The 24,762-nt window shown below is 72.6% G+C and carries 18 protein-coding genes; 11 read left to right on the top strand and 7 right to left on the bottom strand.

Features of this window, described 5'->3' with window-relative positions:
• Positions 1-77: 77 nt before the first annotated feature.
• From KGD83_RS02620 to nhaA, 9 genes are all read left to right on the top strand, one after another.
• A complete protein-coding gene (locus KGD83_RS02620; RefSeq protein ID WP_212642354.1) occupies positions 78-515 on the top strand; it encodes a hypothetical protein in 438 nt (145 codons plus the stop codon).
• Between the two features lie 505 nt (positions 516-1,020).
• Positions 1,021-1,824, top strand: a complete 804-nt coding sequence (locus KGD83_RS02615; protein WP_212642353.1) for an ABC transporter ATP-binding protein — start codon at positions 1,021-1,023, stop codon at positions 1,822-1,824.
• Between the two features lie 14 nt (positions 1,825-1,838).
• On the top strand, positions 1,839-2,684 hold the full coding sequence (locus tag KGD83_RS02610; RefSeq protein WP_212642352.1) for an ABC transporter permease: 846 nt from the start codon (positions 1,839-1,841) through the stop codon (positions 2,682-2,684).
• Positions 2,685-2,693: 9 nt separating this feature from the next.
• Positions 2,694-3,803 (top strand): ABC transporter substrate-binding protein, encoded by a 1,110-nt coding sequence (locus KGD83_RS02605; protein WP_212642351.1) that lies wholly within the window; start codon positions 2,694-2,696, stop codon positions 3,801-3,803.
• Positions 3,804-3,945: 142 nt separating this feature from the next.
• A complete protein-coding gene (locus KGD83_RS02600; RefSeq protein ID WP_212642350.1) occupies positions 3,946-5,040 on the top strand; it encodes an LLM class flavin-dependent oxidoreductase in 1,095 nt (364 codons plus the stop codon).
• Positions 5,041-5,311: 271 nt separating this feature from the next.
• Positions 5,312-5,647: a DUF2795 domain-containing protein gene (locus KGD83_RS02595; RefSeq protein WP_212642349.1), complete on the top strand. Its 336-nt coding sequence runs from the start codon at positions 5,312-5,314 to the stop codon at positions 5,645-5,647.
• 148 nt (positions 5,648-5,795) lie between these two features.
• Positions 5,796-7,292 (top strand): PucR family transcriptional regulator, encoded by a 1,497-nt coding sequence (locus KGD83_RS02590; RefSeq protein ID WP_212642348.1) that lies wholly within the window; start codon positions 5,796-5,798, stop codon positions 7,290-7,292.
• 341 nt (positions 7,293-7,633) lie between these two features.
• A complete protein-coding gene (locus KGD83_RS02585; protein WP_212642347.1) occupies positions 7,634-8,950 on the top strand; it encodes an MFS transporter in 1,317 nt (438 codons plus the stop codon).
• A gap of 209 nt (positions 8,951-9,159) precedes the next feature.
• Entirely contained in the window at positions 9,160-10,428 is a 1,269-nt protein-coding gene (gene nhaA / locus KGD83_RS02580; protein ID WP_212642346.1) for a Na+/H+ antiporter NhaA, read from the top strand.
• Between the two features lie 149 nt (positions 10,429-10,577).
• Here the strand turns inward: nhaA and KGD83_RS02575 are convergent, their stop codons facing one another.
• Complete coding sequence (locus KGD83_RS02575) at positions 10,578-12,128, bottom strand: SLC13 family permease (RefSeq protein ID WP_212642345.1); 1,551 nt, start codon at positions 12,126-12,128, stop codon at positions 10,578-10,580.
• A 244-nt stretch (positions 12,129-12,372) separates the two neighbouring features.
• On the opposite strand from KGD83_RS02575, the gene KGD83_RS02570 reads away from it, so the two are divergent.
• Positions 12,373-13,317, top strand: a complete 945-nt coding sequence (locus tag KGD83_RS02570) for a TAXI family TRAP transporter solute-binding subunit (protein WP_212642344.1) — start codon at positions 12,373-12,375, stop codon at positions 13,315-13,317.
• Between the two features lie 19 nt (positions 13,318-13,336).
• Here the strand turns inward: KGD83_RS02570 and KGD83_RS02565 are convergent, their stop codons facing one another.
• Positions 13,337-14,722, bottom strand: a complete 1,386-nt coding sequence (locus KGD83_RS02565) for a sensor histidine kinase (RefSeq protein WP_212642343.1) — start codon at positions 14,720-14,722, stop codon at positions 13,337-13,339.
• A 4-nt stretch (positions 14,723-14,726) separates the two neighbouring features.
• On the bottom strand, positions 14,727-15,404 hold the full coding sequence (locus KGD83_RS02560; protein WP_212642342.1) for a response regulator transcription factor: 678 nt from the start codon (positions 15,402-15,404) through the stop codon (positions 14,727-14,729).
• Between the two features lie 809 nt (positions 15,405-16,213).
• On the opposite strand from KGD83_RS02560, the gene KGD83_RS02555 reads away from it, so the two are divergent.
• Positions 16,214-16,411 carry a DUF397 domain-containing protein gene (locus KGD83_RS02555; protein WP_212642341.1) on the top strand — a complete coding sequence of 66 codons (198 nt, stop codon included), beginning with the start codon at positions 16,214-16,216 and terminating at the stop codon, positions 16,409-16,411.
• A gap of 43 nt (positions 16,412-16,454) precedes the next feature.
• Here the strand turns inward: KGD83_RS02555 and fxsT are convergent, their stop codons facing one another.
• From fxsT to KGD83_RS02535, 4 genes are read right to left on the bottom strand one after another with little or no spacing between them, the layout of a single operon-like run.
• Entirely contained in the window at positions 16,455-20,954 is a 4,500-nt protein-coding gene (fxsT, locus tag KGD83_RS02550) for an FxSxx-COOH system tetratricopeptide repeat protein (RefSeq protein WP_212642340.1), read from the bottom strand.
• Positions 20,951-22,129, bottom strand: coding sequence for an AAA family ATPase (locus KGD83_RS02545; protein WP_212642339.1), 1,179 nt, complete (start codon positions 22,127-22,129; stop codon positions 20,951-20,953). The genes fxsT and KGD83_RS02545 overlap by 4 nt, the downstream gene beginning before the upstream one ends.
• Positions 22,126-23,724: a hypothetical protein gene (locus tag KGD83_RS02540; RefSeq protein ID WP_249352091.1), complete on the bottom strand. Its 1,599-nt coding sequence runs from the start codon at positions 23,722-23,724 to the stop codon at positions 22,126-22,128. Before KGD83_RS02540 ends, KGD83_RS02545 begins: the two co-directional genes overlap by 4 nt.
• Entirely contained in the window at positions 23,721-24,656 is a 936-nt protein-coding gene (locus KGD83_RS02535) for a S1 family peptidase (RefSeq protein ID WP_212642338.1), read from the bottom strand. Before KGD83_RS02535 ends, KGD83_RS02540 begins: the two co-directional genes overlap by 4 nt.
• Between the last annotated feature and the right edge of the window lie 106 nt (positions 24,657-24,762).

Below are 24,762 nucleotides of genomic sequence, written 5' to 3'. Positions count from 1 at the left end.
GATACTCACTCCGACCTGCGGCGCACCGAGACAGGCGCGATGCCGCTGGGGCCCATGTGCACTAAAGTTTCCTTGCTATGGGGCATTCAGCGAGAAGTCCGTCATCGGGGGACATAATCCGATCGACCAGGGAGGGCAATCCCGAGCTCACCAGGGCGCTCTCCGCGCATCTGGGGGTCGAGCTCGCCCCCCGGGAGTTCACCCTCGCGGACGGGACCCGGGTCGGGGTCGACTGCGCCGACGGCGGTCAGCCGACCGTCCTCGCCCAGTTCTCCCCCCTGCACGGGCCGATGAAGTCGGCCCAGCGCAACAAGGTCATCGCCGACGCCTTCAAGCTGGCCTGGCTGCGGGACCAGCACTTCCCGGACGCACGTCCGCTCGTGGTGCTGGGCGAGCCCCTCGCCAAGCTCTTCGGGCGCGGCGCGTGGCTGCCCGTGGCCTTCGCCTCGCACCGGATCGCGGTCGCCCTCGTTGACGACCGTCTCAGGATTCGGGCACTCGATATCAGTATGTGATCAACACTTCATAACGCGTTAATCAGCAATCCCTAACGTTTGACACGTCAAGACTCCCGCGGGCCGTCGCCATGCTTGCTTCCACCCGCTCTCCATCGAAGGTCCTCGGGCACCCATGCCCGAAGCCAGCCATCTGGAGGGTGTCCCATGGGCCTTCCCCATGCGGTCGTCATCACAAGCACTGCAGTCACGGCAAGCACTTACGGCCCGCACACCGCCGCCTCCCCCAGCGGCTCCGCCACGCGCTCCGCGGCACTCACACCGCGCTTCGCGCCCCGCTCCGGCTCCGTGCCGCCCGGTCCCCTCCTCGGTCGATGACGCCACACCCCCGTGACCTGCGCGCCCGTTTTCACCCCTCCAGCACCTATTCACCGCCGGGACACGTCGTGCAATCATCCGATCACACAATCCGAGGAGAAGGTATGGCACGTCCAGCACGGCCGGAGACGGGCCCCGGGCCCGCGGTCCGGCGCACCGAACAAACGCACCGAGGGCGGGACGCCGCGTGAGCGACGACCGTATCGAGGTACGCGGGCTCAGCAAGACCTACGAGGGCGGTGACCCGCACCGGCCCGCGCTCGACCGCATCGACCTGGACGTCCCCCGCGGCGAGTTCGTCAGCCTCATCGGCCCCAGCGGCTGCGGCAAGTCCACCCTGCTGCGGGTGGTCGCCGGGCTGGAGGGCCACGACAGCGGCGACGTCACCGTCTTCGGCTCCACGCCCAAGCGCATGTGCGAGGCCAAGGCCGTGGGCCTGGTCCCGCAGACCCCCGCCCTGCTGCCGTGGCTGAACGTGCGGCGCAACATCTCCCTGCCCTCGCGGGTCAACCGCCGGGCGGGCAGGGGCAGCGAGGACCCGGACCAGCTGCTGCGCATGGTCGGCCTGGACGACTCCGCCCGCAAGTACCCCCACGAGCTGTCCGGCGGCATGCAGCAGCGCGTGGCGATCGCCCGCGCCTTCGGTCTGCGGCCCGACCTGCTCCTGATGGACGAGCCGTTCTCCGCGCTGGACGAGTTCACGCGCGAGGCGCTCCAGCTCCAGCTCCTGAACCTGTGGGAGCGCATGTCCACGACGGTCGTGTTCGTCACCCACTCGGTGCGCGAGGCGGTCACGCTCTCCGACCGCATCGTCGTGATGTCGGCCCGGCCCGGGCGGGTGCACGAGGTGCTGCCCGTCGACCTGCCCCGCCCCCGCGACAAGGCAGTGGTGACCGGACCGCACATGCACGCCCTGGAGGACCGGGTCCGCGCGTCCCTCCAGTCCGCCTGGGAGGCTGGAGCAGCCCCCGACGACCTCGTTCGGCTGTGAGAGGAGGAGAGACCATGGCCACCAGCGCACCCGTCCGGCCCCGTCCCGAGGGCGAGGCCTCCCCGAAGCGCGGTGCCGCGCGCCGGCGCCGCCTCAACCTCAGGCTCAGCGTGTGGCTGCCCACCGCCGTGGCGGTGGTGATCGTCGGCTTCGCCTGGTCGGCGACCGCCGAGGACCAGCCCTACCTCCTGCCTCCGCTGGCGGAGGTCGGGGGGATCCTGGTCGAGGACCCGCTGCTGTTCGTGAACAACGCCTGGGCCACCCTCAGCATCGCCCTGACGGGCGTGGCCTTCGGCGCGGGCACCGCGTTCGTCCTGGCCCTGCTGATGTCGGAGATCCCGCTGCTGCGGCGCGCGGTCATGCCGCTCGCCGTCGTCCTGAACGTGACCCCGGTCATCGCGATCGCCCCCGCCCTGGTGGTGGCGTTCGGCTTCGGCATGACCCCCAAGGTCATCGTCACCGCGATCATCACGTTCTTCCCGGTCCTCATCAACGTGACCACGGGGCTGCGGTCGGTCTCCCGACCCGTCCTGCACGTCTTCTCCACCCTGCACGCCTCCCGCCTGGAGGTGCTGCTCCGGCTGCGCATCCCCAGCAGCCTCCCCTACACCCTCGCCGCGCTGCGGGTGGTGTTCCCCCTGTCCATCGTGGGCGCCGTGGTCGCGGAGTTCGTCGCCGCCGGATCCTCAAGCGGGCTCGGCACGATGATCCGCAACTCGGCCGCGACCGCCCGGTTGGAGTACGTCTACGCGGCCGTCGCCTGTCTGGCCGTCATGGGCGTGCTGATGCTCGCACTCATCACCGTCCTCGAACGCAGACTGCTGTTCTGGCACGAGTCCCAGCAGCGCACCACCTCATAAGGAACCCCCATGACCAATCCGCCCCACCGCCCCAGTCCCCGGCGCCGACGCTCCCTCGCGGCGGCCGCCGCGGCATCGGTCCTCCTCCTCACCGCCGCGTGCAGCGGAGGGGAGGCGGCCGAGGAGGACCAGCAGGTAGCCACCGTCATCGACGAGGAGCGCTGCCAGACCAACCGCGACGCCGGCACGGTCACCTACATCACCGGTTACCAGTACCAGGCCTCGGTGAGCATCCTGGAGGCCGTCGCCGCGGACGCCCTCGGCTACTTCGAGGCCGTCTGCCTGGACGTGGAGATCCAGCCCGGCAGCGGCGACACCATCGGCAACTCCCAGCTCGTGTCGGCCGGCACCGCCCACTTCACCTCCCTGGGCAACGAGGCCGAGGTCCTGCAGGCCAACGACGCCGGACACGAGGTCATCGGCGTCTCGACCTACGGGCACGTCCCGATCGCCAGCCTGCTCACCGGCACCGGCATCGAGGAGCTCAAGGACCTGGAGGGCACCACCCTCGGCCACAAGGGCATGCTCCCCGCGCCGCTGGAGGCGATGCTCGTCGCCGACGGCGTGGACATGGACTCCGTCGAGATCGTCGAGGTCGGCTACGACCCCAGCGTGCTGCCGCGCGACCAGGTGCAGGCGCTCACCGCGTTCCGCTCCAACGAGCCCTTCCTCCTGTCCGACATGGGCGAGGAGTACAACGAGTGGCTCCCCGAGAACTACGGGGTCGTGGGCTCGTTCGGCGTGATGGCCACCAACCCCACGTGGGCCGAGGAGAACCCGACGGTCGTCGAGGACTACCTGCGCGCGGTCGCGAAGGCCTTCGACTACTGCCAGGAGAACGGCGAGGAGTGCGTCGGCTACGCCGCCGAGCTGGCCGAGGCCGGATACGACACCGAGCACAACCTGCGGATCTGGAACTCCGAGCAGGAGCTGGTGACGGCCTCCACGCCCGACGACTCCACCCCGGGCTACATCGACCTGAGCCTGACCGAGGCCGAGGGCCAGACCCTCATCGACAACGGCCAGCTGGACGAACTGCCCGACGTGGAGCCCCTGTTCGACCCCCGCTACCTGGAGGCCGTGCACGTGGCGACCGAGGTGTCCTGGCCGTCCGAGTAGGACCGGGCACAGCCCACACAGCAGGACAGCGCGGACCGGCGCCGCGCACCGAGCGCCCGGAGCGCCCGGGCGCGGCGCACAGACCGTGCTGCGCACGGGCGACCGCAGTGAGCGGCGCCCGAGAGTGAATGAGGAGCCAAGGATGGCAGCAGAAGGCGGGCCGCAGGCCGCCGAAACCGAGTACGGCATCTTCCTGCCCATCGGCAACGGGGGGTGGATCGTCTCGGAGACCGCACCGCACCCCGAGGCGACGTACGAGTACAACAAGAAGGCCGCGGTCCTCGCCGACGCCTACGGACTCGACTTCGTCATGTCCATGGGCAAGTGGCGCGGCTACGACGGCGCGACCGACCACTGGGGGCGCACCCTGGAGTCGATCACGATGATGTCGGGGCTCGCGGAGGCCACCGAGCACGTCAAGGTGTGGGCGACCGTCCACACGAACCTGTTCCACCCGGCCCTCGCCGCCAAGATGTACACCACCCTCCAGGACATCAGCGGCGGACGCGCCGGGATGAACATCGTGGTGGGCTCCTACGTGGACGAGTTCGCCCAGATGGGCCTGTGGCGCGAGGACATCGGCCACGGTGACCGCTACCGGTACACCGAGGAGTGGACCAGCGTCCTCAAGCGGCTGTGGACCGAGGACTCGGTCACCCACGACGGCGAGTTCTTCAAGCTCGACGACTGCCGCTCGCGGCCGCACCCCACCCCGGCGCCGACCCTGATCAGCGCGGGCCGCTCGGACACGGGCCTGAACTTCCAGGCGCGCAACTGCGACGGCTCGTTCCTGACCGCGGAGGACCTGCCCGGCCTGCGCGACGCCAGCCGCGACGTCAAGGAGCGCGCCCAGAAGGAGGGGCGCAGCATCAAGACGTACTCGATGCTGACCGTCGTCATGGACGACACCGACGCCGCGGCCGAGGAGCGGCGGCTGGAGTACGGGCGCGGCGCGGACATCGACGCGCTGGTCAACATGAAGCGGTCCTGGGGCCTGCCCCTGGACAAGGCCCTGTCGCTGACCTCCGAGCGGCCCGAGGACGAGGCGTTCCAGACGCCGTTCGTGACCGGGTCCCCGGAGACGGTGGCCGGACGCATCCGCGAGATCGTGGAGTACGCCGAGCTCGACGGCCTGATGCTGATCTTCCCGGACTACCACGCCGACCTCGCGGCGTTCGGTGAGAAGGTCATGCCGCTGCTGCGCCCCGCCGGGGGGACGGCCGCGGACCAGGGCTGAGGCCCTCCGCCGCGGACGTCCCCGACCGCCCGCGGCGGTCGACGCGCGGTCGCTGCGGTGCGAGACGCCCCCGCTCGGGGTTTCGCACCGTGGTGACCTGGGGCCGCGGCGCCCCGCCGGACGCCGCGCGGGGCCCGGCCGCGCCGCCCCGCGACGATTGCCCTCCCCTCCGACCGGGTAGGCGCCCCCAGTGTCCTCGCAGGTCGGGCGGTACGCCCCCGGTGACCGGGGCGGAGGCGCCCGGCCCTCGCACGAGTCGGAGGGACTGACGATGAGCGTCAAGCGTGGCATCGAGGGGTTGAAGGACGTCCTGGGGGAAGTGGACTTCCCCGCGGACAAGGACCGGATCGTGACGCACGCCCTGGACGCGGGCGCCGACGAGGAGCTGCTCAGCGCCCTGCGGGCGATGCCGCCCGCCCAGTACAACGAGCCGAACGAGGTGCTGCGCTCGGTACCGCTGCCCCGCTCCGAGACGGACTCGCACACCGAGTCCGCCCGCGCGCAGCTGCGCAGGGAGCACACGAAGCCCGGCATGGCCGAGTCGATGAAGGAGAGCCGCCCGGTCAACCCCATCGAGGAGGAGCTGGGCGAGAACCGCAAGTCCTGAAGGCCCCGCACCGTGGTCCCGGCGCCCTGACGGGCCCGGGACCTCTTCCGTTCGCGTGCGGAGGGGGGCACGGGTCCACGGCGTTCAGTACTCCGGAGGAAGGCGCACAATGGTTCTACCCGTGCGAGAAGACCCCCGGAGTGCGACCGTGAGCGAGACCGGCCTGACCGTCAAGGCCCTGCTGAAGGCACTGGACAAGGCCGTCCACGGGCTCGCCGCCGCGCCCCGGGGCCTCGGGGGCGTGGTCCGCTCGGTGGTCGTGGCCGGGGACGGGGCGCCCGTCCCCGCCGGCGCGCTGGTCGTCGTCCCGCCGGGTGGGGCCGCCGCCCTGGCCGCGCGCGCCGGGCAGCTGGCCGCCAGCGCCGTGGCGGCCGGGGACGGGGACGCCGACGGGCTGCGCGGTCTGGGCCTGCCCGTGCTCTCCGTGGACCCCGCGGTGGGCACCGACGAGTTCGCCGCCCTGGCCCGTTCGGTCCTGGACGCGGCCGCCACCGAGACCGGGCACGGCGACCTGTTCTCCCTGGCCCAGACCGTGGCGACCCTGACCGGCGGCATCGTCAGCATCGAGGACGCCGCCGGGCAGGTCCTGGCCTACTCCGCCTCCGATGAGGGCGCCGACGAGCTGCGCAGGCAGACCATCCTCGGGCGCGGCTGCCCGGAGTCGTTCCTGGCGCACCTGCGCGAGTGGGGCGTCAACGAGCGGATACGGGACGGCGAGGTGGTCGAGGTCGCCGAACGCCCCGACCTGGGCGCCGCACGCCGCCTGGTGGTGGGGATACAGGCGGGCGAGCGCGCGCTCGGCACCATCTGGGTGCAGGTGGGCGGCAGGCCCCTCGCGGAGACCAGTCCGCAGGTGCTGCGCGGCGCCGCGCGCCTGGCCGCGCTGCACGTCATGCGCGCCCACAGCGAGGCGCGCAGCACCGGGCGCGACACCGAGGGGCTGGCCGTGGGCCTGCTCACCGGCGCCTTCGACACCGACGCCCTCGCCCGCCACCTGGGCGCCGACCCCACGACGCCGGTGGCGGTGGTCGCGCTCGCCCTGCGGGAGGGTGAGGTCGACCCGCCCTGGCGGCTGGACCAGGCCGCGGAGATCACGTCGGTGTACGCGGCGGCCTACCGCCGCGAGGCCCTGGTCATCCCGGCCTGCGGCCTGCTGTACGTGCTGGTCCCCGCGCCCTCCGGGCGGGCGCCCACCGCGTGGACGCGGGAGCTGGTGTCGGTGCTGCGCGAGAACCTGGGCACGCCCGTCCAGGCGGCGGTGGCGGGCGTGGCTCCCAGGATGCGCGCGGTCCCGTCGCTGAAGAAGGTCGCCAGCCGCGCCCTGGAGGTGGTCGCGGACCGTCCCGAGCGGCTGGTGACCGCGTTCGAGGAGGTCCGTTCCTCGGTGGTGCTGCGCGAGCTGTTCGACGCCCTGGCCGACCGCCCCGGCCTGCGCGACGACCGGCTCGACGCCCTCGACGACGAGCAGCGCCGCTCCCTGTCCGCCTACCTGGACGCCTTCGGCGACGTGTCCGGGGCGGCGGAGCGGCTGCACGTGCACCCCAACACCCTGCGGCACCGGATCCGGCGGATCCGCGAGCTCACCGGACTCGACTTGGACGACGCCGACCAGAGGCTCCTGGCCACGCTCACGCTGCGGGCGTGAGCCGCGGGAGGCGTGCGCCGCCGCGGCGTCCCCGGGCGGCGGCGCTCCGCCCCGGCGCGGTCACCGTGCGCCCCCCCGGCGTCGCGCCGGCCCCCTCCCAGGACACCGGCCGTCCCCTCCATGGTCGCGGTACGGCCCCCGCCAGGTCTCCGACCGGTCACGGCCACCCGGCCGACGCGCCCCGGAGGGGCCGGATTGTCCGAAGCGACACCGCGCCGCCGCCCATGTCGTCCGTTCGCACAACGGTGGCGCACGCCACCCGCGTCTAGGCTCCCGGCAATGTCCGCAGGCCACGCCCCTCGGCCCGCGCGATCCCCGACACCCCACCAGGAGCCCTGCACATGAGTGTGGACACCCCACAGGCTCGGCCGCCGAGGGCCAAGGTCCTCATCGCGAGCCTGACCGGAAGCACGATCGAGTGGTTCGACTTCTTCCTCTACGGCACCGCCGCCGCCCTCGTCTTCGACGAGCTGTTCTTCCCCTCGGACGACCCGTTCGTCTCGCTGATGCTGTCGTACCTGACCTTCTCGCTGACGTTCTTCATCCGTCCGCTGGGCGGTGTGGTCTTCTCCCACATCGGTGACCGGATCGGCCGCAAGAAGACCCTGATCATCACGCTGACCCTCATGGGCGGCGCGACCATGCTCATCGGCCTGCTGCCGACCTACGACAGCGTCGGGATCCTCGCCCCGATCCTGCTCATCGTGTTGCGGATCATCCAGGGGCTGGGCATCGGCGGCGAGTGGGGCGGCGCCCTGCTGCTCGCCTACGAGTACGCGCCCGAGAACCGGCGCGGCCTCTTCGGCAGCGTGCCGCAGATGGGCATCACCTCGGGCATGCTCCTGGCCAGCCTGGTGCTGACCCTGATGTCGCTGCTGCCCGACGACCAGTTCGCGACGTGGGGCTGGCGCGTGCCGTTCGTCGGCAGCGTCCTGCTGGTGCTGCTGGGGCTGTGGATCCGCTCGGGGATCGACGAGACCCCCTCGTTCAGGAAGGCCAAGCAGGAGGGCGAGGTCGCCAAACTGCCGGTGGTGGAGACCTTCCGGTTCCACTGGCGGGCCGTGCTGGTCGCCGTCGGCGCCAAGGTCGTGGAGACCGCCCCCTTCTACATCTTCGGCACCTTCGTGGTGAGCTACGCGACGGGCACGCTGTCCTTCGACAACACCTCCGCGCTCAACGCCGTGACCGTCGGGGCGATCGTGGCCACCGTGTGCATCCCGATCGCCGGACGCCTGTCGGACACCTTCGGCAGGCGGCGGGTGTACCTGGTCGGCGCGGTGCTGCTGGCCCTGTTCATCGCGCCCTACTTCCTCATGCTGGGTTCCGGCAGCACGCTGATGCTGGTCCTGGCGACCGTGATCGGGCTGGGCATCCTGTGGGCGCCGGTCACCGCCACCATCGGCACCCTGTGCTCGGAGATCTTCTCCACCCGGGTGCGCTACACGGGAGTCACCCTGGGCTACCAGATCGGCGCGGCGGCGGCGGGCGGCACCGCCCCGCTGATCGCCACCTGGCTGCTGTCGCGGTTCGACGACTCGTGGGTCCCGATCGCGGTCTACCTGGTCCTCACCGCGGTGGTGTCCATCGTCGCCGTGGCACTGGCCGGGCGGGCCTCCAACGCCGAGGAGAGGCACCTGGCCGCCGCCGGGAAGGGCTGACGCACGCCCCCTGCGGGCGCACGGTGTGAGGGGGGCGGCGTCGGCCGCCCCCCTCACCTGCCTCCTCCACCCCGGAACGGACACATGGCCCCTGGGCTGGACATTCATCCCATCTTCCGCGAGCATGGGCGAGGCGCGCGCCCGCGCCTAGGTGTGCCGGGAAGACTGGTCGGCGAGTCCCTGTCAGCCATACGCCCGGAAAGTTGCACATGAGCATCGACCCGATTCTGCGCTCCGAGCGCCACGGCCCGCTCTCACGGTTGGCCGACACCCTGCGCAGCGACAGCGTCGGCGGCTTCCTGCTGATCGGCGCCGCGGTCCTCGCTCTCGTCTGGATCAACTCGCCCTTCGGCGAGGTCTACGAGAACCTGCGGGCGATCACCTTCGGGCCCGAGTCGCTGCACCTGAACCTGTCCCTGGAGACCTGGGCCGCCGACGGCCTCCTGGCGGTCTTCTTCTTCGTCGTCGGCAACGAGCTCAAGCAGGAGTTCGTCCACGGGGAGCTGCGCAACCCCCGGCGGGCCATGCTGCCGATCGTAGCGGCGATCTGCGGCATGATCGTGCCCGCCGCCATCTACGCCGCGATCAACTTCACCTCGCCCGAGACCCTCCACGGGTGGGGCATCCCGATGGCGACCGACATCGCGTTCGCCCTCGCGATCCTCGCGGTGATCGGCCGCGGGCTGCCGACCGCGCTGCGGACCTTCCTGCTGACGCTGGCGATCGTGGACGACCTCGGCGCGATCATCGTCATCGCGGTCTTCTACACCGCGGACATCAGCTTCCTGCCACTGGCGGTGGCCGTGGTGGGGCTGGCGCTCTTCTGGTACCTCCAGCGCGGCAGGGGGCTGGCCGCATGGCTCAACGCGTCGGTGGTGCCCAACTGGCTGGTCTACGTGCCCCTGGCCCTGGTGATCTGGGTCCTGGTCCACGAGAGCGGCGTGCACGCGACCATCGCGGGCGTGGCCATGGGTCTGCTGATGCGCACCAACAAGCTGCCCGGCGAGCACCACGACCCGAGCCACGGCGTGGAGCAGCTGCTGCGCCCCTGGTCCGCGGGCCTGGCCCTGCCGATCTTCGCCTTCTTCTCCGCGGGCGTGGTCTTCGACGGCTTCGGCGAGGTCCTCACCGACACGGCGGCGCTGGGCATCATCGCCGGGCTCATCCTCGGCAAGGTGATCGGCATCGCGGGCGGCGCGTGGGTGACCACCAAGGTGACCAGGGCCGAGCTCAACCCCAGTCTGAAGTGGATCGACATCATCGGCATGTCGCAGCTGGCCGGTATCGGGTTCACCGTGTCGCTGCTGATCAGCGAGCTGACGTTCGCCGACGACCCGGGACACCTGGCCCACGCCAAGACGGGCGTGCTGGTGGCCTCCGCCATCGCGACCCTGCTGGCCGCGGTCATCCTGGGCGCGAGGTCGAGGCACTACCGGAAGCTGGAACGCCAGAGCACGGCGGGCGCGGACTCCGAGTAGGAACACGGCGGCGGCCCGTCTCCCCCGAGCGGGGAGGCGGGCCGCCGCCGTGTGGCACGGGTGCGCGGGGCCCGCCTCCCCGGCCGCCCGGCGACGCAGAAACGGGCGGCCCCCGGAACCACAGGGGCCGCCCGCGACGCGTGGTGGTCCTACACGCTGACTCCCAGGAACCAGGTCACCACGGTGTACATCGCGGCCAGGATCAGGAACAGCGCGATGAGGTTGAGCCACACGCCGCCGCGCATCATCTGGCCGATCCGCACGTGGCCGGAACCGAAGACGATCGCGTTCGGCGGTGTGGCCACCGGGAGCATGAAGGCCATCGTCGCGGCCAGGGCCACCGGGATCACCAGGGACAGGATGTCGATCTGCATGCCCACCGCGACGCCGCCGAGGATGGGCAGGAAGGTGGCCGCGGTGGCGGTGTTGCTGGTGAGCTCGGTCAGGAAGAGGACCAGCCCGGCCGCGACCAGGATCAGCACCCAGGTGGGCACGCCCTCCAGGACGGCGACCTGGCCGCCGATCCAGGTGCTGAGGCCGGAGGCGGTGAACTGCCCCGAGATGGCCAGGCCGCCGCCGAAGAGGAGCAGGACGCCCCACGGCAGCTGCACGGCGGTCTCCCAGTCCAGCAGGCGGGCGCCCCGCCCGACCGGGATCAGGAACAGCAGGACCGCCACGGTCATCGCGATCCCGGCGTCGCTGACGCTGGACAGCCACGGCAGGAAGTTGTCGGCCAGGACCGGGACGAAGATCCAGGAGAGCGCCGCGAAGGCGAAGACCGCGAGCACGAGCTTCTCGCCGCGCGCCATCGGACCCATCTCGGCGAGCTCGGAGCGGATGAGGCCCTGGGCGCCCTCCACCTTCTTGACCTGCGGCGGGAAGATCTTGATCAGTACGAACCAGGCGATGAGCAGGAATACGGCGGCCAGGGGCAGGCCGACCATCATCCACTCGCCGAAGCCGATGTGGATGTCGTGGGCGTCGGCGAGGTAGCCGACCATCAGCACGTTGGGCGGCGTGCCGATGATGGTGGCCACCGAGCCGATCGAGGACGAGTAGGCGATGCCGAGCATGAGCGCGGTGGCGAAGTTCGCGTCGGTCCTGCCGTCGCGGAACTGGGTGATCAGCGCGACCACCGACAGGCCCACGGGCAGCATCATCACGGCGGTGGCGGTGTTGGACACCCACATCGTGATGAACCCGGTGGCGATCATGAAGCCGCCGATCAGCCCCGCGGTGTTGGAGCCGACCTTGGAGACGATGACCAGGGCGATCCGCTTGTGCAGGTTCCACTTCTGCATCGCCAGGGCGAGCATGAAGCCGCCCATGAACAGGAAGATGGTGTCCGACCCGTAGGAGGAGGCGACGTCCCCGATGGGGGTGCCCTCCAGCAGGAGGGGGAAGAGCACCAGCGGCAGCAGCGAGGCGACCGGGATCGGGATCGCCTCGGTGGCCCACCAGATGGCGATGAACGCTGTCACCGCGGCCACCGCGCGGCCGTTGGCCGACAGGACCGTCTCGCCGTCCCCGCCGTCGACGACGGGCATCGGCATGTCCGGCATGAGGAAGTAGACCAGGAGCCCGACCAGCGGGCCCGCGATCAGGCCGATCACGCGCGAGGGCGAGCTGCCCCTGGCGGCTCTGCCGTCCTGCGTGGGGGATGCGGTGTCGGGCGCGTCGACACCCTTCTCGGACGCCATGGAATCCTCCTGTTGTGGGTCGCCGGGAAGTGACGCTGGCCTTACCGTCGGGTTTCTCCCCGATTACCCCGAATTGATACAGCGATGGTGTGGGTCTCCTTCTCGCGTGCCCAAGGTCTCAACGAAGATTTGAGGTTCCTCTGACATTGCGGAACCGTGGGTCGACGCCCTGGCACACACGGTGACCATGCGCGGGGTGTGCACGGGGCCCGATCCGCCGTCCTTCCTCGCCTAAGCTGCGGGTATGCATGGACCGAACCGGCGCGCCGCCCTGAGGGGAACCGCCGGCGTGTTCGCCGCGGTCGCGCTGGGCGGCTGCGCGTGGCGCGAGCCCTCCCCCGCCCCGGCGTCGCTCGTCGTGGCCACGGGCCCGGCCGGGGCCGTCTACCGGGAGATCGGCTCGGAGATCGCGGGCCTGCTGGACGCCCGGCTCCCCGACATCCGGGTGGAGACCGTCGAGACCGGCGCCTCGCACGACAACCTGCTGCTCATCGACTCGGGCGAGGCCCACCTGGGCCTGACCAGCCTCGACGCGGTCCTGGCCTACGAGGTGACCGACGCCGGCCCCTTCCGCGCGATCGGGCGCCTCTACGACAGCTTCCTGCACCTCATGGTCCTGGACGCCTCCCCCGTGCGCTCCCTGTCCGACCTGGAGGGCCGCCGCGTCTCGGTGGGCGCGGTCAACTCCGGCACCGAGTTCACCGTGGCGCAGGCCGTCGAGGAGACCGGTCTGGCCATGGAGGCGGTGCGCCTGGACCAGGCGGCCTCCGCCGACGCCCTGTCCCGGGGGGAGATCGACGCGATGTTCTCCCTGACCGGGCTGCCCACGCCCGCGGTCGCCGACCTGGCCCGCGAGCACGTGACGCGCCTGGTCGACCTCGGGGACGTCGCGTCCGCCATGGCCGAGGCCCACCCCGAGAGGTACTTCCCGGCCACCATCCCGGCGACCACCTACGAGGGCGTGCCCGCCTGCCCCACCATGTCCACCCCCAACCTGCTGCTGTGCGCGGCCGACCTGCCGGACGACCTGGCCTACTCCGTCGCCGACACCGTCTACACCGGCGCCGCGCGGATCGCCGAATCCCGCCCCGAGGCGGCGCAGATCAACGTGCGCACCGGCATCTCGACCGGCGTGGTCCCCCTCCACCCCGGTGCCGCGCGCTGGTACCGGGACAACAAGCCCTCCTGAGGTCCGCCCCGCCGAGGGCTCACTCCGCGGACGGCAGCGTGATGGTCACGCCGAAGCCCGGCCGCTCGCCGGGCAGGCCCCCGCCCAGCGCCAGTTCCCCTCCGGCCTCGCGGACCAGGTCGGAGACGATCGCCAGCCCCATACCGGTCCCCTCGGTGTTCTGGTGGCGGGGAGAGCGCCAGAAGCGGTCCAGGGCCGCGCCGCGCTCCTCCTCCGGGAGCCCCTCCCCGTCGTCGAGCACGCTGATCCGCGCGGGGTCGCCCGCCGAACCCCGCACCTGCACCCGGGTCCCCCCGGACAGGCGCAGGGCGTTGCTCACCAGTTCGTCGAGGATGCTGCCCAGCCCGCCGGCCGGGGCGCAGACCCGCAGCCCGGCGGGGACGTGCACGGTCACGGTGATCCCCCGGGCCCGGCCCAGGGCGCGCCAGCGCTCCACCCGGGTCTCCAGCAGCTCGGGGACGTCCACGGCCTCGGTGCCGGTGACGCTCTCCAGGCGCGTCGCGGCCAGGAGGGAGTTGAGCATCCGGTGCATGGCCGTGGTCTCGTCCACGGCCACCGCGTGCGCCTCCCGGGCCTCCTCCGAGCCGAGGTAGGGCGCGAGGTTCTCCACCGCCAGGCGCAGGCTCGCCAGGGGATTGCGCAGCTGGTGGGAGGCGTCGGAGACGAAGGAGCGCTGACGCTCCAGGGCCCTGCGCACCACGTCGACCATCGTGTTGAAGGACTCGGTGAGGCGGCGCAGCTCCGGAGGCCCCTGCTCGGCGTCCACCCGCACGTCCAGGTCCCCCGAGGCGACGGCGGTGGTCGCGGCGTCGAGTCGGCCGATGGGGCGCAGGACCCAGCGCGACAGCGGCAGCGAGACCGCCACCAGGAGCGCCAGGGGTACCAGGCTGAGCAGGGCGAGCCACCCCCAGGAGCCGAGGATGTCGGCGCCGAGCCGGTCGGTGGGGGCGGCGACGATGACCGCCCCGGTCACCTCGCTGTCGCGGCCGATGGGCTCGGCGACCACGAGGGGGTCGGACTCCCAGGGCCAGACGGTGGTCGGAGGGGCCGGGCGCTCCCCGGCCAGGGCGACGGTGAGCGCCTCCGGCGCGCCCAGTTCCGCGAGCACGTCGCGCTGGTGCGCCATGCTGCCGGACCCGGCGATGGCCTCCCCGTCGGGGGCGATCACGACCACCGGGATGCCGTAGAGCGCCTCGTAACGGGCCATCTCCTGGAGGAGCGCCTCGGGGCGGTCGGCCTCCAGCGCGGTGCGTGCCAGGGCGGCGAAGCGGCCCGCGTCCCCGAGGCGGTCGACGTAGACCTGCTGGGTCAGCTGCTGGGCGATGACCGTCCCCAGGGGGATGACCGCCGAGGCGACCAGGACGAACGCGGCGGGCAACAGGATGGTGAGCAGCCTGCGGAGCACGGGCTCAGGCCCGGTCGAGGAGGTAGCCGACACCGCGCACGGTGCGGATCCGCACGACCCCGCCGAGCTTGGCCCGCAGCGAGCCGATGTGGGTGTCCAGGGTCCGGGAGGAGGTCTCCCAGGCCGTGCCCCACACCTGGTCGAGGATCTGGTCCCGGGCGACCACCGACGGGGAGCGGGAGGCCAGGAGGGCGAGCAGGTCGAACTCCTTGCGGGTCAGCTGGAGTTCGGCGCCGCCGACGCTGGCCGCGCGGGAGCCCGGGTCCAAGGTGAGCTCGCCGACCCTGACCGCGGGCTCCTCCTCCGCGACCTCGGCCCGCGCGGCGCGGGTGCGGCGCAGGACCGCGTCGATGCGGGCGAGGAGTTCGGCGACGCCGAAGGGCTTGACCACGTAGTCGTCGGCGCCGGCCCGCAGGCCGCGCACGCGGTCGCGCTCCTCGCCGCGGGCCGTGACGGCGATGATGGCGGTCTGCGGGCGGTCGCGGAGCTTGCGGAGCAGGTCGATGCCGTCGGCGTCGGGAAGGCCGAGGTCGAGGAGGACGACGTCGGCGGGCGGGGCGGTCAGGGCCCGTTCGGCGGTGGCGACCCTCTGGACGTCGAAGGACGCCGCCCGCAGGGCGGTCACCAGTCCGCGGGCGACCCGGTCGTCGTCCTCGACCACGAGAATGCGCATGTCCAGCATGTTAGGCAGTGTTCGCGCCGGTCACGGCACACCGCGGGGGCGCTCCCCGCCTCGCGGACGCCGCTCCCGGCCCCGCGGGAGCGGCGTCCGCCGCCCGCCGACGGCGCGGCACGGGGTGCCGCGGGGGCGGGCCCCGGCGCCATTTCCGCGACCATAACACCGGGGGCGGAATTGCGTCCGCACCGAGGCACCCGCTTCCCCCGAAGCGCACGGGGCGACCTCGAAGCGGACCGCCCCGGGCGCAACATCCTGATCCCGAGCCGCAATGGAAACGAAAAGGGATCAGAGCCGCGGACCGCCGAAACCCACCCTTTTCCCGCACTTGCTTTTCCGTGTACCGGGGAGCACGGTAATCGCCTCTCCGCCCCGCGACCCCTCTCCGGCCGCCGTCCCCGCCCCTTCCCAGGAGGCGACCGCTCCGGCCCTCCGGACGGAGCAGAGCCAGCAAAGCCCACGGGCACGGGCTTTGCGCGCATCAGCACGAGGGGGACCCACGGCGGCGCCCCGGCGGACGCCGCGCGGGCACGGCACCCGCGAAACCGAAGCAGAACCGCTTCCCGGCATATCATCCGCGTCTTTTTCCGGACCATCCGGAGAACGGCCTGGCCCGGACAACATGAACACCACTCCAGTGGGCATGTACAAGTCGGCCCCTGTCACCAACCGAATACATAACTGAACCGGAGTCGGACCCGATCGCACTTTCAGAACTGCTCGGGAAACAGGAGCGACCAATGGTGGAACTGAGAGAATCGAGGCCGCCGAGTGCGTAGCGACAACCAGCGGGGACAGAGCGGACGGGAGTGCCCGTGAGAGGGCTGGGACACGAACCCGGTCGGTGGCGGAAGTCGAGCTACAGCGGTGGCGGCAACGGCGACTGCGTCGAGGCCGTCCTGGGCACGCCGGGGACGGTCGGCCTGCGCGACTCCACGCACCCCGACCGCGCGGCGCTCGCCCTGCCCGCGCACCAGTGGGTCGCGCTGCTCCGGCTCGCCGGACACCGCTGAAGGGACCGAACGGCCCGGGGGACGCGCCCCGGACCGCGACCGGTCACATCTGGGCGAGGTAGATGTCGGCGTCTCCCCGCACGGTCCTGCGGAGGCTGAGCGTGGCGGGGTGGTCGGACCCCATCACCCGGCGGTAGCCGTCCTCCACGGCGACGAACTCGGCCTCGACGTCCTCGCCCTGGGCCCGGCGGTCCACGAGCAGGTTGCGGCGGGCCAGCAGGGCCAGCGGATGCGAGGCGCCCAGCGCCTCCTCGCAGCCGCGCAGCGCCTCCTCGTCCCGTTCCCTGGCACCGGCCGCGTCGCCCATGAGGAAGTGGTCGTTGGCCAGGTTCACCAGGCAGGCAAGGGTGCTGGGGTGGTGGGCGCCGAGCCGGTCCAGGAACAGCTCCAGGGAGCGCTCGTCCAGCTGGCGGGCCTCGGCCGCCCTGCCCAGACGGCGCAGGATGATCGCCCGGTTGACGTCGGCCGCGCCCACGTAGGGGTGGCGTTCGCCCAGGAGCTTGACGTAGCGCTCCCCCGTGGTCTGGGCCAGCTCCAGCGCCTCGTCGTGCTGGTTGACCGCGCTCAGGGACATGGAGTGCACCAGGGCGGCGTACATGGTCTCGTTGTCGTCCACGCCGTGCTTGACCCGGAAACGCTGCCAGGCGCGCTCCGACAGGGCGAGCGCCTCCCGGTGGTGGCCGACGCGCCGGCGCATGACGGCCAGCGTCCGCTGGTTGCGCAGGACGCGGTTGTCGTCCTCCCCGATCAGGCCGATGGCACGCTCGACCTGGTGGGCCTGGATCTCCTCGGCCTCCCGGTAGCGGCCCTTCTCCATCAGGGCCTCGGCGTAGCCGTTGTTGGTGCCCAGGGTGCGCGGGTGGTCCGGGCCGAAGACGGCCTCCAGCCGGGCCAGCGTGTCGCGGTACTGGTCGGCGGCCGAATCCGGGTCGCCGCTGAGCAGGAGGTTGAAGGCGCGGAAGTGGGCGGTGACCAGGGTGTGCGGGTCGTCCTCGCCGAAGAGGCGCACCCGGCGGTGGTAGGCGTCGGCCGCCGCCGTCAGGGAGTCGCGGAACCGGCCCAGGAAGCGCAGGGTGCGGATGTACTCGATCTCCGCCTCCAGGGTCTCGGGGTCCCCGGGGTTCTGCGTCTCGCGCAGGGTGTCCAGGGTGGCCTCGCACAGCGCGAGGGCCTGCTCCAGGTATCCCTGCCCGCGCATCGCCGTGGAGATCTGGATCGCCATGCCCAGGGTGGAGGGGTGGTTCTCGCCCAGTTGCAGGCGCCACCACTCGTGGGCGGTCTCGCCCAGGCTGCGGGCCTCGTCGAACTCCTGGCGCAGCGCGGCGACACGGCACATCTGCACCACCAGGTTGCGTGCCCAGGGGTCGGTGCAGTTCCACAGTTCGGAGGCCCACACGTGCGGCAGCAGCTCGGTGTAGCGCTCGGAGGCGTCCACGGCCACCACCTGGAGGTCGTTGCGGCCCAGCAGCTGGTGGGCGCAGTGGCGCATCTCCTCGCGCTCCTGGTCGCTCATCGGCGCCTGGACGGCGCGCTGCACCAGCCGGTGCAGGGAGACCGTGTTGCGCTGGTGGTCGATGTGGGCGAGGCTGTTGCGCCCGATGTCGCGGATCGCCATGCCGAGCCTGGCCGGGTCCTCCAGGGCGCCGCGCAGCTCCGCGGGGCCCTCGATGCCACGGGCGAAGTTGAACAGCGTCCTGGGGATGGGCGCCGTCGACATGAAGGAGCAGAGCTGGAGCAGCTGGAGCGCCGCCGGGTTGGTGGTGGCCAGCCGGTCCAGGGACACGTTCCAGGCGGCGGCGACGGCCACCGGGTAGGCGCTGTCCACCGGGCGCAGGAGGTCGAGCATCTCCTGGCTCTTCTCGGAGAACTGGCGCAGGTACTCCTCGGTGGCCATCCCGCTCTCGTGCAGCCACACGGCGGCCTGGTTGAGGGCCAGCGGCAGGTCGCCCAGCTCGTGCGCCAGCTGGTCGGCCTCCTCGGTGGTCAGCGACGCGGGTCCGCGCCGTTTCAGCAGCTCGATGCTCTCGGCCCGGTCGAACTCGCGGACGGAGAGGTAGGCGTCGCCGCCCCGCACCGTCCAGCTGGAGTCCCGAGAAGTGATGATCACGTGGCCCTCGCCCCCGACAGGAAGATACTGATCCAGTTCGGACCGGGCCTGCGCGTTGTCGAAGACGAGAAGCCAACGCGGGTAGTCCAAGCCCTGGCGGAGTGCCTCCAGGACGTTCTCCAGGACGTGTCCGCTGCCCGCGCCCGCGCTGTCCAGCCTGAGTCTGGACGCGAGGACGGAGAAGCTCTCCCGCAGCTGGTTGCTGTGGGCCGCGGGGATCCAGCAGATGAGGTCGTAGTCGGACGCGTACCGGTACAGGTACTCCTTGGCGAGCTCTGTCTTGCCGACCCCCGACATCCCGTTGAGGGCGGTGATGACCTGTCGCCGCCCCTTCAGGAGCTGCCCCCTCAGCGCGGAGAGGAGTTCCTCCCGGCCGGTGAAGGCGCTGTTGCGGCGCGGAACCTGGACCCAGACCGCGTTGAGCGGTCGGCCACTCGTGGACGATCGGGACGTACGACCGCTGGACTGGTCGCCAGATTCTTGCATCATATCCTCATTTGACAGTTTTGTGGCCATATGAGTTTCTTTCCCCGACCGTTCAGAAAAGGGTGCTCTGTTCCGCGCCTTCCAGCCGTTGTTCCCGCCCACACGCGCAGATCCGGAAACCTTAGGTAATACTAGACCAGCGGGCGACGGCGTACCCGCCTCATGCGTTTCCCGCGTACCGCGGGTCGCACCCGCCCCGGAGATATCGGCGTATTCCCTGATGGGTACGGCATAACGCCGGGTGAGGGCGGCGCTCTCCACCGCGGGAAGCATGGAATTCGCCCAGTGGTGGGACACCCGCGTCCTTTTCGGGAAATCCTCGTGCACGCCCCGAAGCATCAGGCGCAGGGCGTCGAACCAGGGGTCCACCCAGCGCAGGCGCTCCGCCGCCAGGCCCAGCACCCGGCGGATGTCGGAGACCCGGCCGCCCAGCGACAGCAGGGCCCGCCGCACCCCCGGGCGGAAGTCCCACCCGACCGGCCCGTCCTCCTCCCCCCGCTCACCGCCCCCGCGCACCAGCCCGCTGAAGAAGACCTCCGTCAGCTCCGAGGGGGTGGCGCGGCCGAGCACGTCCTCGCAGACCGCCTCCACCAGGCGCGGGTCCAGCGGCACGGCGGCAAGGGCCACCGCCAGGTCGAACGCCTCGGGGCTGGCCAGTTGCCGGAAGCGCCGCGCCTCCCGTTCGGCGTCGAAGACGGGCTCCCGGGCGTCCGGCGCCTCGGCGGGGTCCGGTCCCCCTCCCGCGGGGAAGCGAGCGGTGTGCGCCCACAGGCGCCCGGGGCCCCTCCCCATCGCGAAGACGGCCCAGTCGCGTATCGTCCCGGGATCCAGTGTCAGCACGGGAACGAGCGCGCCCGGCTCGCGCTTCTCCTCCTCCGGGTCGGTGAGCGTGCGTTCCCGCGCGTACCCGGTGTTCGCGGCGCAGGGACCGGCGGCCCGGGGCGCGGCCAGCTCCGTAGGGGCCGTGGCGATGGCCCCGCGCCGCCACAGGCGGGGCTGGAGCAGGTGGAGGATCGCGACCGCGCCGCGGTCCGCGGCCTCGGCGACCCAGTCCTGGAACCCGCGGTCGCGCCAGGCGCCGCCGAGTCCGTCGGTGAGGAACAGGACCACGTGCGCGCGACCGCCGCCGAGGCGGCCGGGGCGGCCGTGGACGTCGCGCAGCCCGGGGCTGCCGGTGCGACCGGAGTCGAAGTACAGGGAGACGACCTCGCGGAAGATCCCGCCGGAGCGCGCGAGCCGGACGAACTCGGCGGCCAGGCCGCGCTGGAAGGCCATGGTGACGCCGTCGTCGACGAGGAGGGTCAGGCTCACCACCCGTTCCCGTCGCGCGCACGGACGCGGCACCACCGGGACTCCGGCGCCCTCGCGCTCGTCCTCGGTCCAGTGGAGGCTGTCCAGGAGCGAACGCGCGTAGTTGCGCGCGGTGCCCTCCGGGTCGATACCGTCCGGCCGCCCCCGGGGCTCGGTGAGGTGGAAGGGCCCCAGCGCGGCGACCAGTTCCTGGCGCCGTTCCAGGACCGGCTGGACGAACCCGTGGGGCTCCGTCGGCGGCCCGTCGTCCCCCGGGGCGCGGCGCGGCCACGGGGGCGTCCCCCCGTGGCCGGACGGCCGGGCCGGGGCCGGACCGCGGGGCGCGGCGGCGGAGGCGTCCCCGCCGGTCCTCGTCCCGTCGCCGGGGAGCCCCGGGGACCGTGCGGTCCCGGTGTCCGCGCCGGTGCCGGTCTCCCCCGGGAGCGGACCGGAGCCGGCGGCCTCCCCCGGCGTCGGACCGTCGGCGGGCGGCTCCGGGAACACCGGGCGGTCGCGGCGGGCGGCCTCGGCACGCGCCTGGAGGGCCGCCAGGTGGAGCGCGTCCGCCCACTCCGTGGGGGTGAGGCCGCCCGGGGGGCCGCCCGACCGGTCGCCGGAGCCCCGGGGGCGGTCGTCCCCCGGCTGGTGCGCGGGGCTCATCCCGGGGTTTCCGTGAGGCGGTGCCAGAGCAGGTCGGAGAGGTGGCGGACCTGCTCGGGCCCCGGCTCGCCCTGTCCCATGGCGCCGACCAGGTGCACGGCGTTGAGCAGCTGGTCCACGGCCAGCGCGTGGCCGTCGGCGCTCCTGCGCAGGAACTCGGTGACCAGGGTCCGCGTGCCGGTGGGCGGGTCGCCGTCGAAGTGCCCTGCCACGGCGGCCACCAGCTCGTCCTCGTCCGGCAGCCCCATCCGGACCGGGATGCAGCGGCGCAGGAAGGCGGGCGGCAGATCCCGGTCGTCGTTGCAGGTCACCACCGTGACGGGGAAGGCCGAGCAGAGGACCTCGCCGCGTTCGACCACCGCCGTGCGGCCGGGGTCGTCGGTGGCCACCCGGATCCTCCCGGCGACGTTGGCCAGTCGGCCCAGTTCGGGGACGGTGTAGCCGCCGTTCTCGAAGAGGTCGAGCAGATCGCCGGGCAGGTCGAAGTCGCCCAGGTCGAAGTCGTCGACCAGGAGCACGCGGGGCAGCCGGGTGGGCAGGAAGGCGGTGCCCAGGGGCCCCAGGGTGAGGTAGCGGCCGATCGACTCGGCGCTGCTGCGCAGGTGTGCGTCGGCCTCCGTTCCGTCGGCGCTCGCGTAACGGCGGTCCCGGGAGCCCCGGGCCCGGTTGCGGGCGTTCTCCAGGTTGAGGTCGTGGATCTGGGTGAGGGGGTCGTAGGCGTACAAGCCGTCTCGCACGGTGCTTCGGCTGGTGACGGCCCAGCGCAGGACACGGCCCAGGCCCAGCTCGCGGGAGACCTGGTGGGCGAGGCTGGACTTGCCGATCCCGGGCGGGCCCACCAGCAGCAGGGGGCGGCGCAGGCAGATGGCCGCGTTGACCTTGTCCAGCAGCTGGCGGCGGTGCGGCCCCAGGGGAACGGGGAAGTTCCGGGGCCGGACGGGGCCCAGGTGGCGCTCGCTCTCGGCGGCGGGGTCCGCGGCCCGCGGCCCCGGGTCGTAGAACGGGGGGTCCACGCCGGTCTCGGCGGGGTCCGGCCCGCCGCCGTAGGTGCGCCACCGGGGAGGCGGGGGGAGCTGGGCGGCGAGGTCCAGGTGCGGGCGGGGCTGACCTGTGCCGTGGAAGATCCACCACCCCGGCGCGGAGCTGGTCGATCCGGGTTCGGCTGATGTGGTCATGGCAGGCCCTTCGAGCCGCGCCCAAGGGGGGCTGTCGGATGCTGTGGGGGTGTCATCGGTCTGGGGGCGGGCAGAACCGGAAGGGTGTCGTGGTAGAAGACGGCGACCTCGAAGCTTTCTTCGATGTACCCGGTATCGTCCGGGGAAACGCATCCGGAACGCGATTGGTGGAGCGCCTTGGGAAGCGCTCGTATTCTTTCGGGCGGCACCATTACCTCCCGTCCCACCTTCCCCAGATTGAGCCACGGACTTGCCCCCGGCCCATTGTCGGCGGAACGCCAGACAACGACCGGAACCCCGATCATGAGCGCCGACCAGACCGACATGTGGCACTCGTCCAGATGGGAGGGAACTGAGAGGGCGACGATCCTGTCGTCCTGGAGTCTTTCGACCAGGGGTTCGCGGTAGGTCCGCCCTCCCCTGCGCCTCCTCTGCCCTGCCTCGTGCGCGGTGTCCAGGTGCAGGACCTCGCGCGCGCTCGCGAGCCCCTCCCACCGGCGGGCGCAGGTACTCCGGGCCTGCGCGGTGTCGCCGCGCGCGGGGTCCACCAGCTCCTCCGCCCGGTAGACCACCTGGGCCCGCGAGCCGAGCCTGCGGTCCCCCTCCCCGGCCTCCTGCCAGCGCTCGGCCTCCAGGCGGCGGAGCAGGTCCAGCCGCGCGACCAGCTCGACCCGTACGCCCTCGTGGTACCCCGTGCGGTGGTCCACCTCCAGCAGGGTGAGCAGGCCGCCGACGTGGGCGCCGATGCGCTCGGCCTCCATGTGCGGGGTGTGGCCGTGGCCGCAGAAGTCCGGGGGCCTGCCCCGCCTCTCGCTGAGCACCGTCCAGTACTCGACGTCGTACCGGTCCCTGCTCCGGCCCTGGGTGACGTGCACGACGAGCCGGGCGGGCGCGCGCGGGCCGGGCGGCGCGGCCGTGCCCTCGCGCCGCCCCCCGCCCCAGAGCAGGAGCAGGTCGGCGCAGTCGCGCAGCGGAACGGCGCAGGGCAGCAGGGAGCAGAAGATCCGCAGCGGGAGTTCGTCGCCCTCGGGCACGGTCATCTCGGTCAGGTCCACGAGCCGGTCCCAGGCCGTGTGGGGCGGCGCCTCGGCCGGGGCGAGCCGGTCGGTCCGGGCGGTCTCGAAGGCCTCCGCGACCAGGTCCGGGGAGTGCTCCGCCAGCTCCCGGCGGACGAGGTCGACGTCGGCGTCGGTGGTCCCCTCGGGCAGGAGGCGGTACAGCTGCTCCCACTCCTCGGCGTGGACCAGCGGCTCCGCGGCCCGGGCCGCCGCCAGCGAGCTGCGGCCGCGCTCCTCCAGGTAGAGGATCCAGCGCAGGAGGCAGCCCAGGCGCACCTGTTCCCGGCACAGGCGTACCAGGTGGCGGGCGAACTCGACCGGAGAGCCCTCCAGGCGCAGGTTGCGGCGGACCCGGGTCGGCAGCTGGTAGGCCAGCTGCTCGCGCGCGTCCGGGAGGAGGACGCACCGTAGCGCGCACAGGGCGTCGACCAGGTCCTCGAACCCGCCGTCGGCCGGGAGCGGCCGCCCTGCGCCCTCCGGGAGGAGCCGCCCTCCGATCGGGGCCTGGCCCCCCGCCGTGGCCGTCGTCTCGCTCACCCGGACGGGCTCCCCAGGAGGGGGGCCGCGGCCTCGCGGACCCGGAGCATCCCCGCGCTCCCGTCCTCCCTCGCGTCGAGGAGGGCGAGCACCTCGTCGAGGAGCCCGTACTCGCCGTGGGCGAGGGCGACCAGCTGCGCGGCGAAGGAGAGCAGGTCCTGGTCGGCGCGGAGCCTGCGGCGCAACCGGGGGTCGAGTGCGACGTACAGGTCCAGGCGCAGGTCGGGCAGGAGCAGCGTGCGCAGGTCGGTCATCGCCCTGGCGGTACGCGTGAGCGCCTCCCGTTCGCCGTTCTCCGCCGCTGCCGCGGCGGTCCGCTCGGTCGGCCACACCCGGGGGATCGCCTCCATCGGAACCATCCAGCCCGCCCTGCCGCTGCCGGTCGCCTCGCAGAGCAGACCGAGGAGGGCGTTCCCCTTCTCCTCTCGGACGCCGCTGCCGCTGAAGCCGGGCAGGACGGTGAACCCCGCGCGGGAGTCGACGTCGATCTGGACGTAGCCGAAGCGGCTGCCCCCGGTACCGGTGGCCCGGCCGGTCACCCAGAGGCCGGTCTCGGCGCGGGGGAAGCCGAGGACGCGGACCCGGTCGCCGACGCGGTAACGGGCTGGGACGGCGGGGGGGATCGGGGCGGACCGGTCCAGGCGCAGTACCGCCGCGTCCCAGGGCGCGGCCTCCTCCCACCACCAGCCGTCGGCGACGACCGTGGCGGCGGCCTCCCAGTCCGGGAGGCCGCGCGGGGCGTCCAGGCGTACGGTGACGCCGGGTCCGGCGGGGGCGCCGGACCCGGCGACGGCCTCGCGGACGACGTGCGCGCAGGTGATCGCGTATCCGGATGCGACCAGTACCGCGGCTCCGTGCAGGGCCGTGCCGCCGCGGTCGGTGACGCGCAACTGCCAGTCGGGGGCGAGGGGGCTGGGGGCCAGGTGGGACACGGTGCTCCCGTTCGGCGGGCGGGGCACACGGGACGGGCCCGAACGCGCGGTCCCGCTCAGTGTTTCGGGTGCACCGAATTCTACCTGTCGTTCATGAAAATGTGTT

Source organism: Nocardiopsis akebiae (assembly GCF_018316795.1).
GTDB lineage: Bacteria > Actinomycetota > Actinomycetes > Streptosporangiales > Streptosporangiaceae > Nocardiopsis > Nocardiopsis dassonvillei.
Note: the sequence above shows the minus strand (reverse complement) of the source record. Positions and strands in the feature narration are given on the sequence as shown.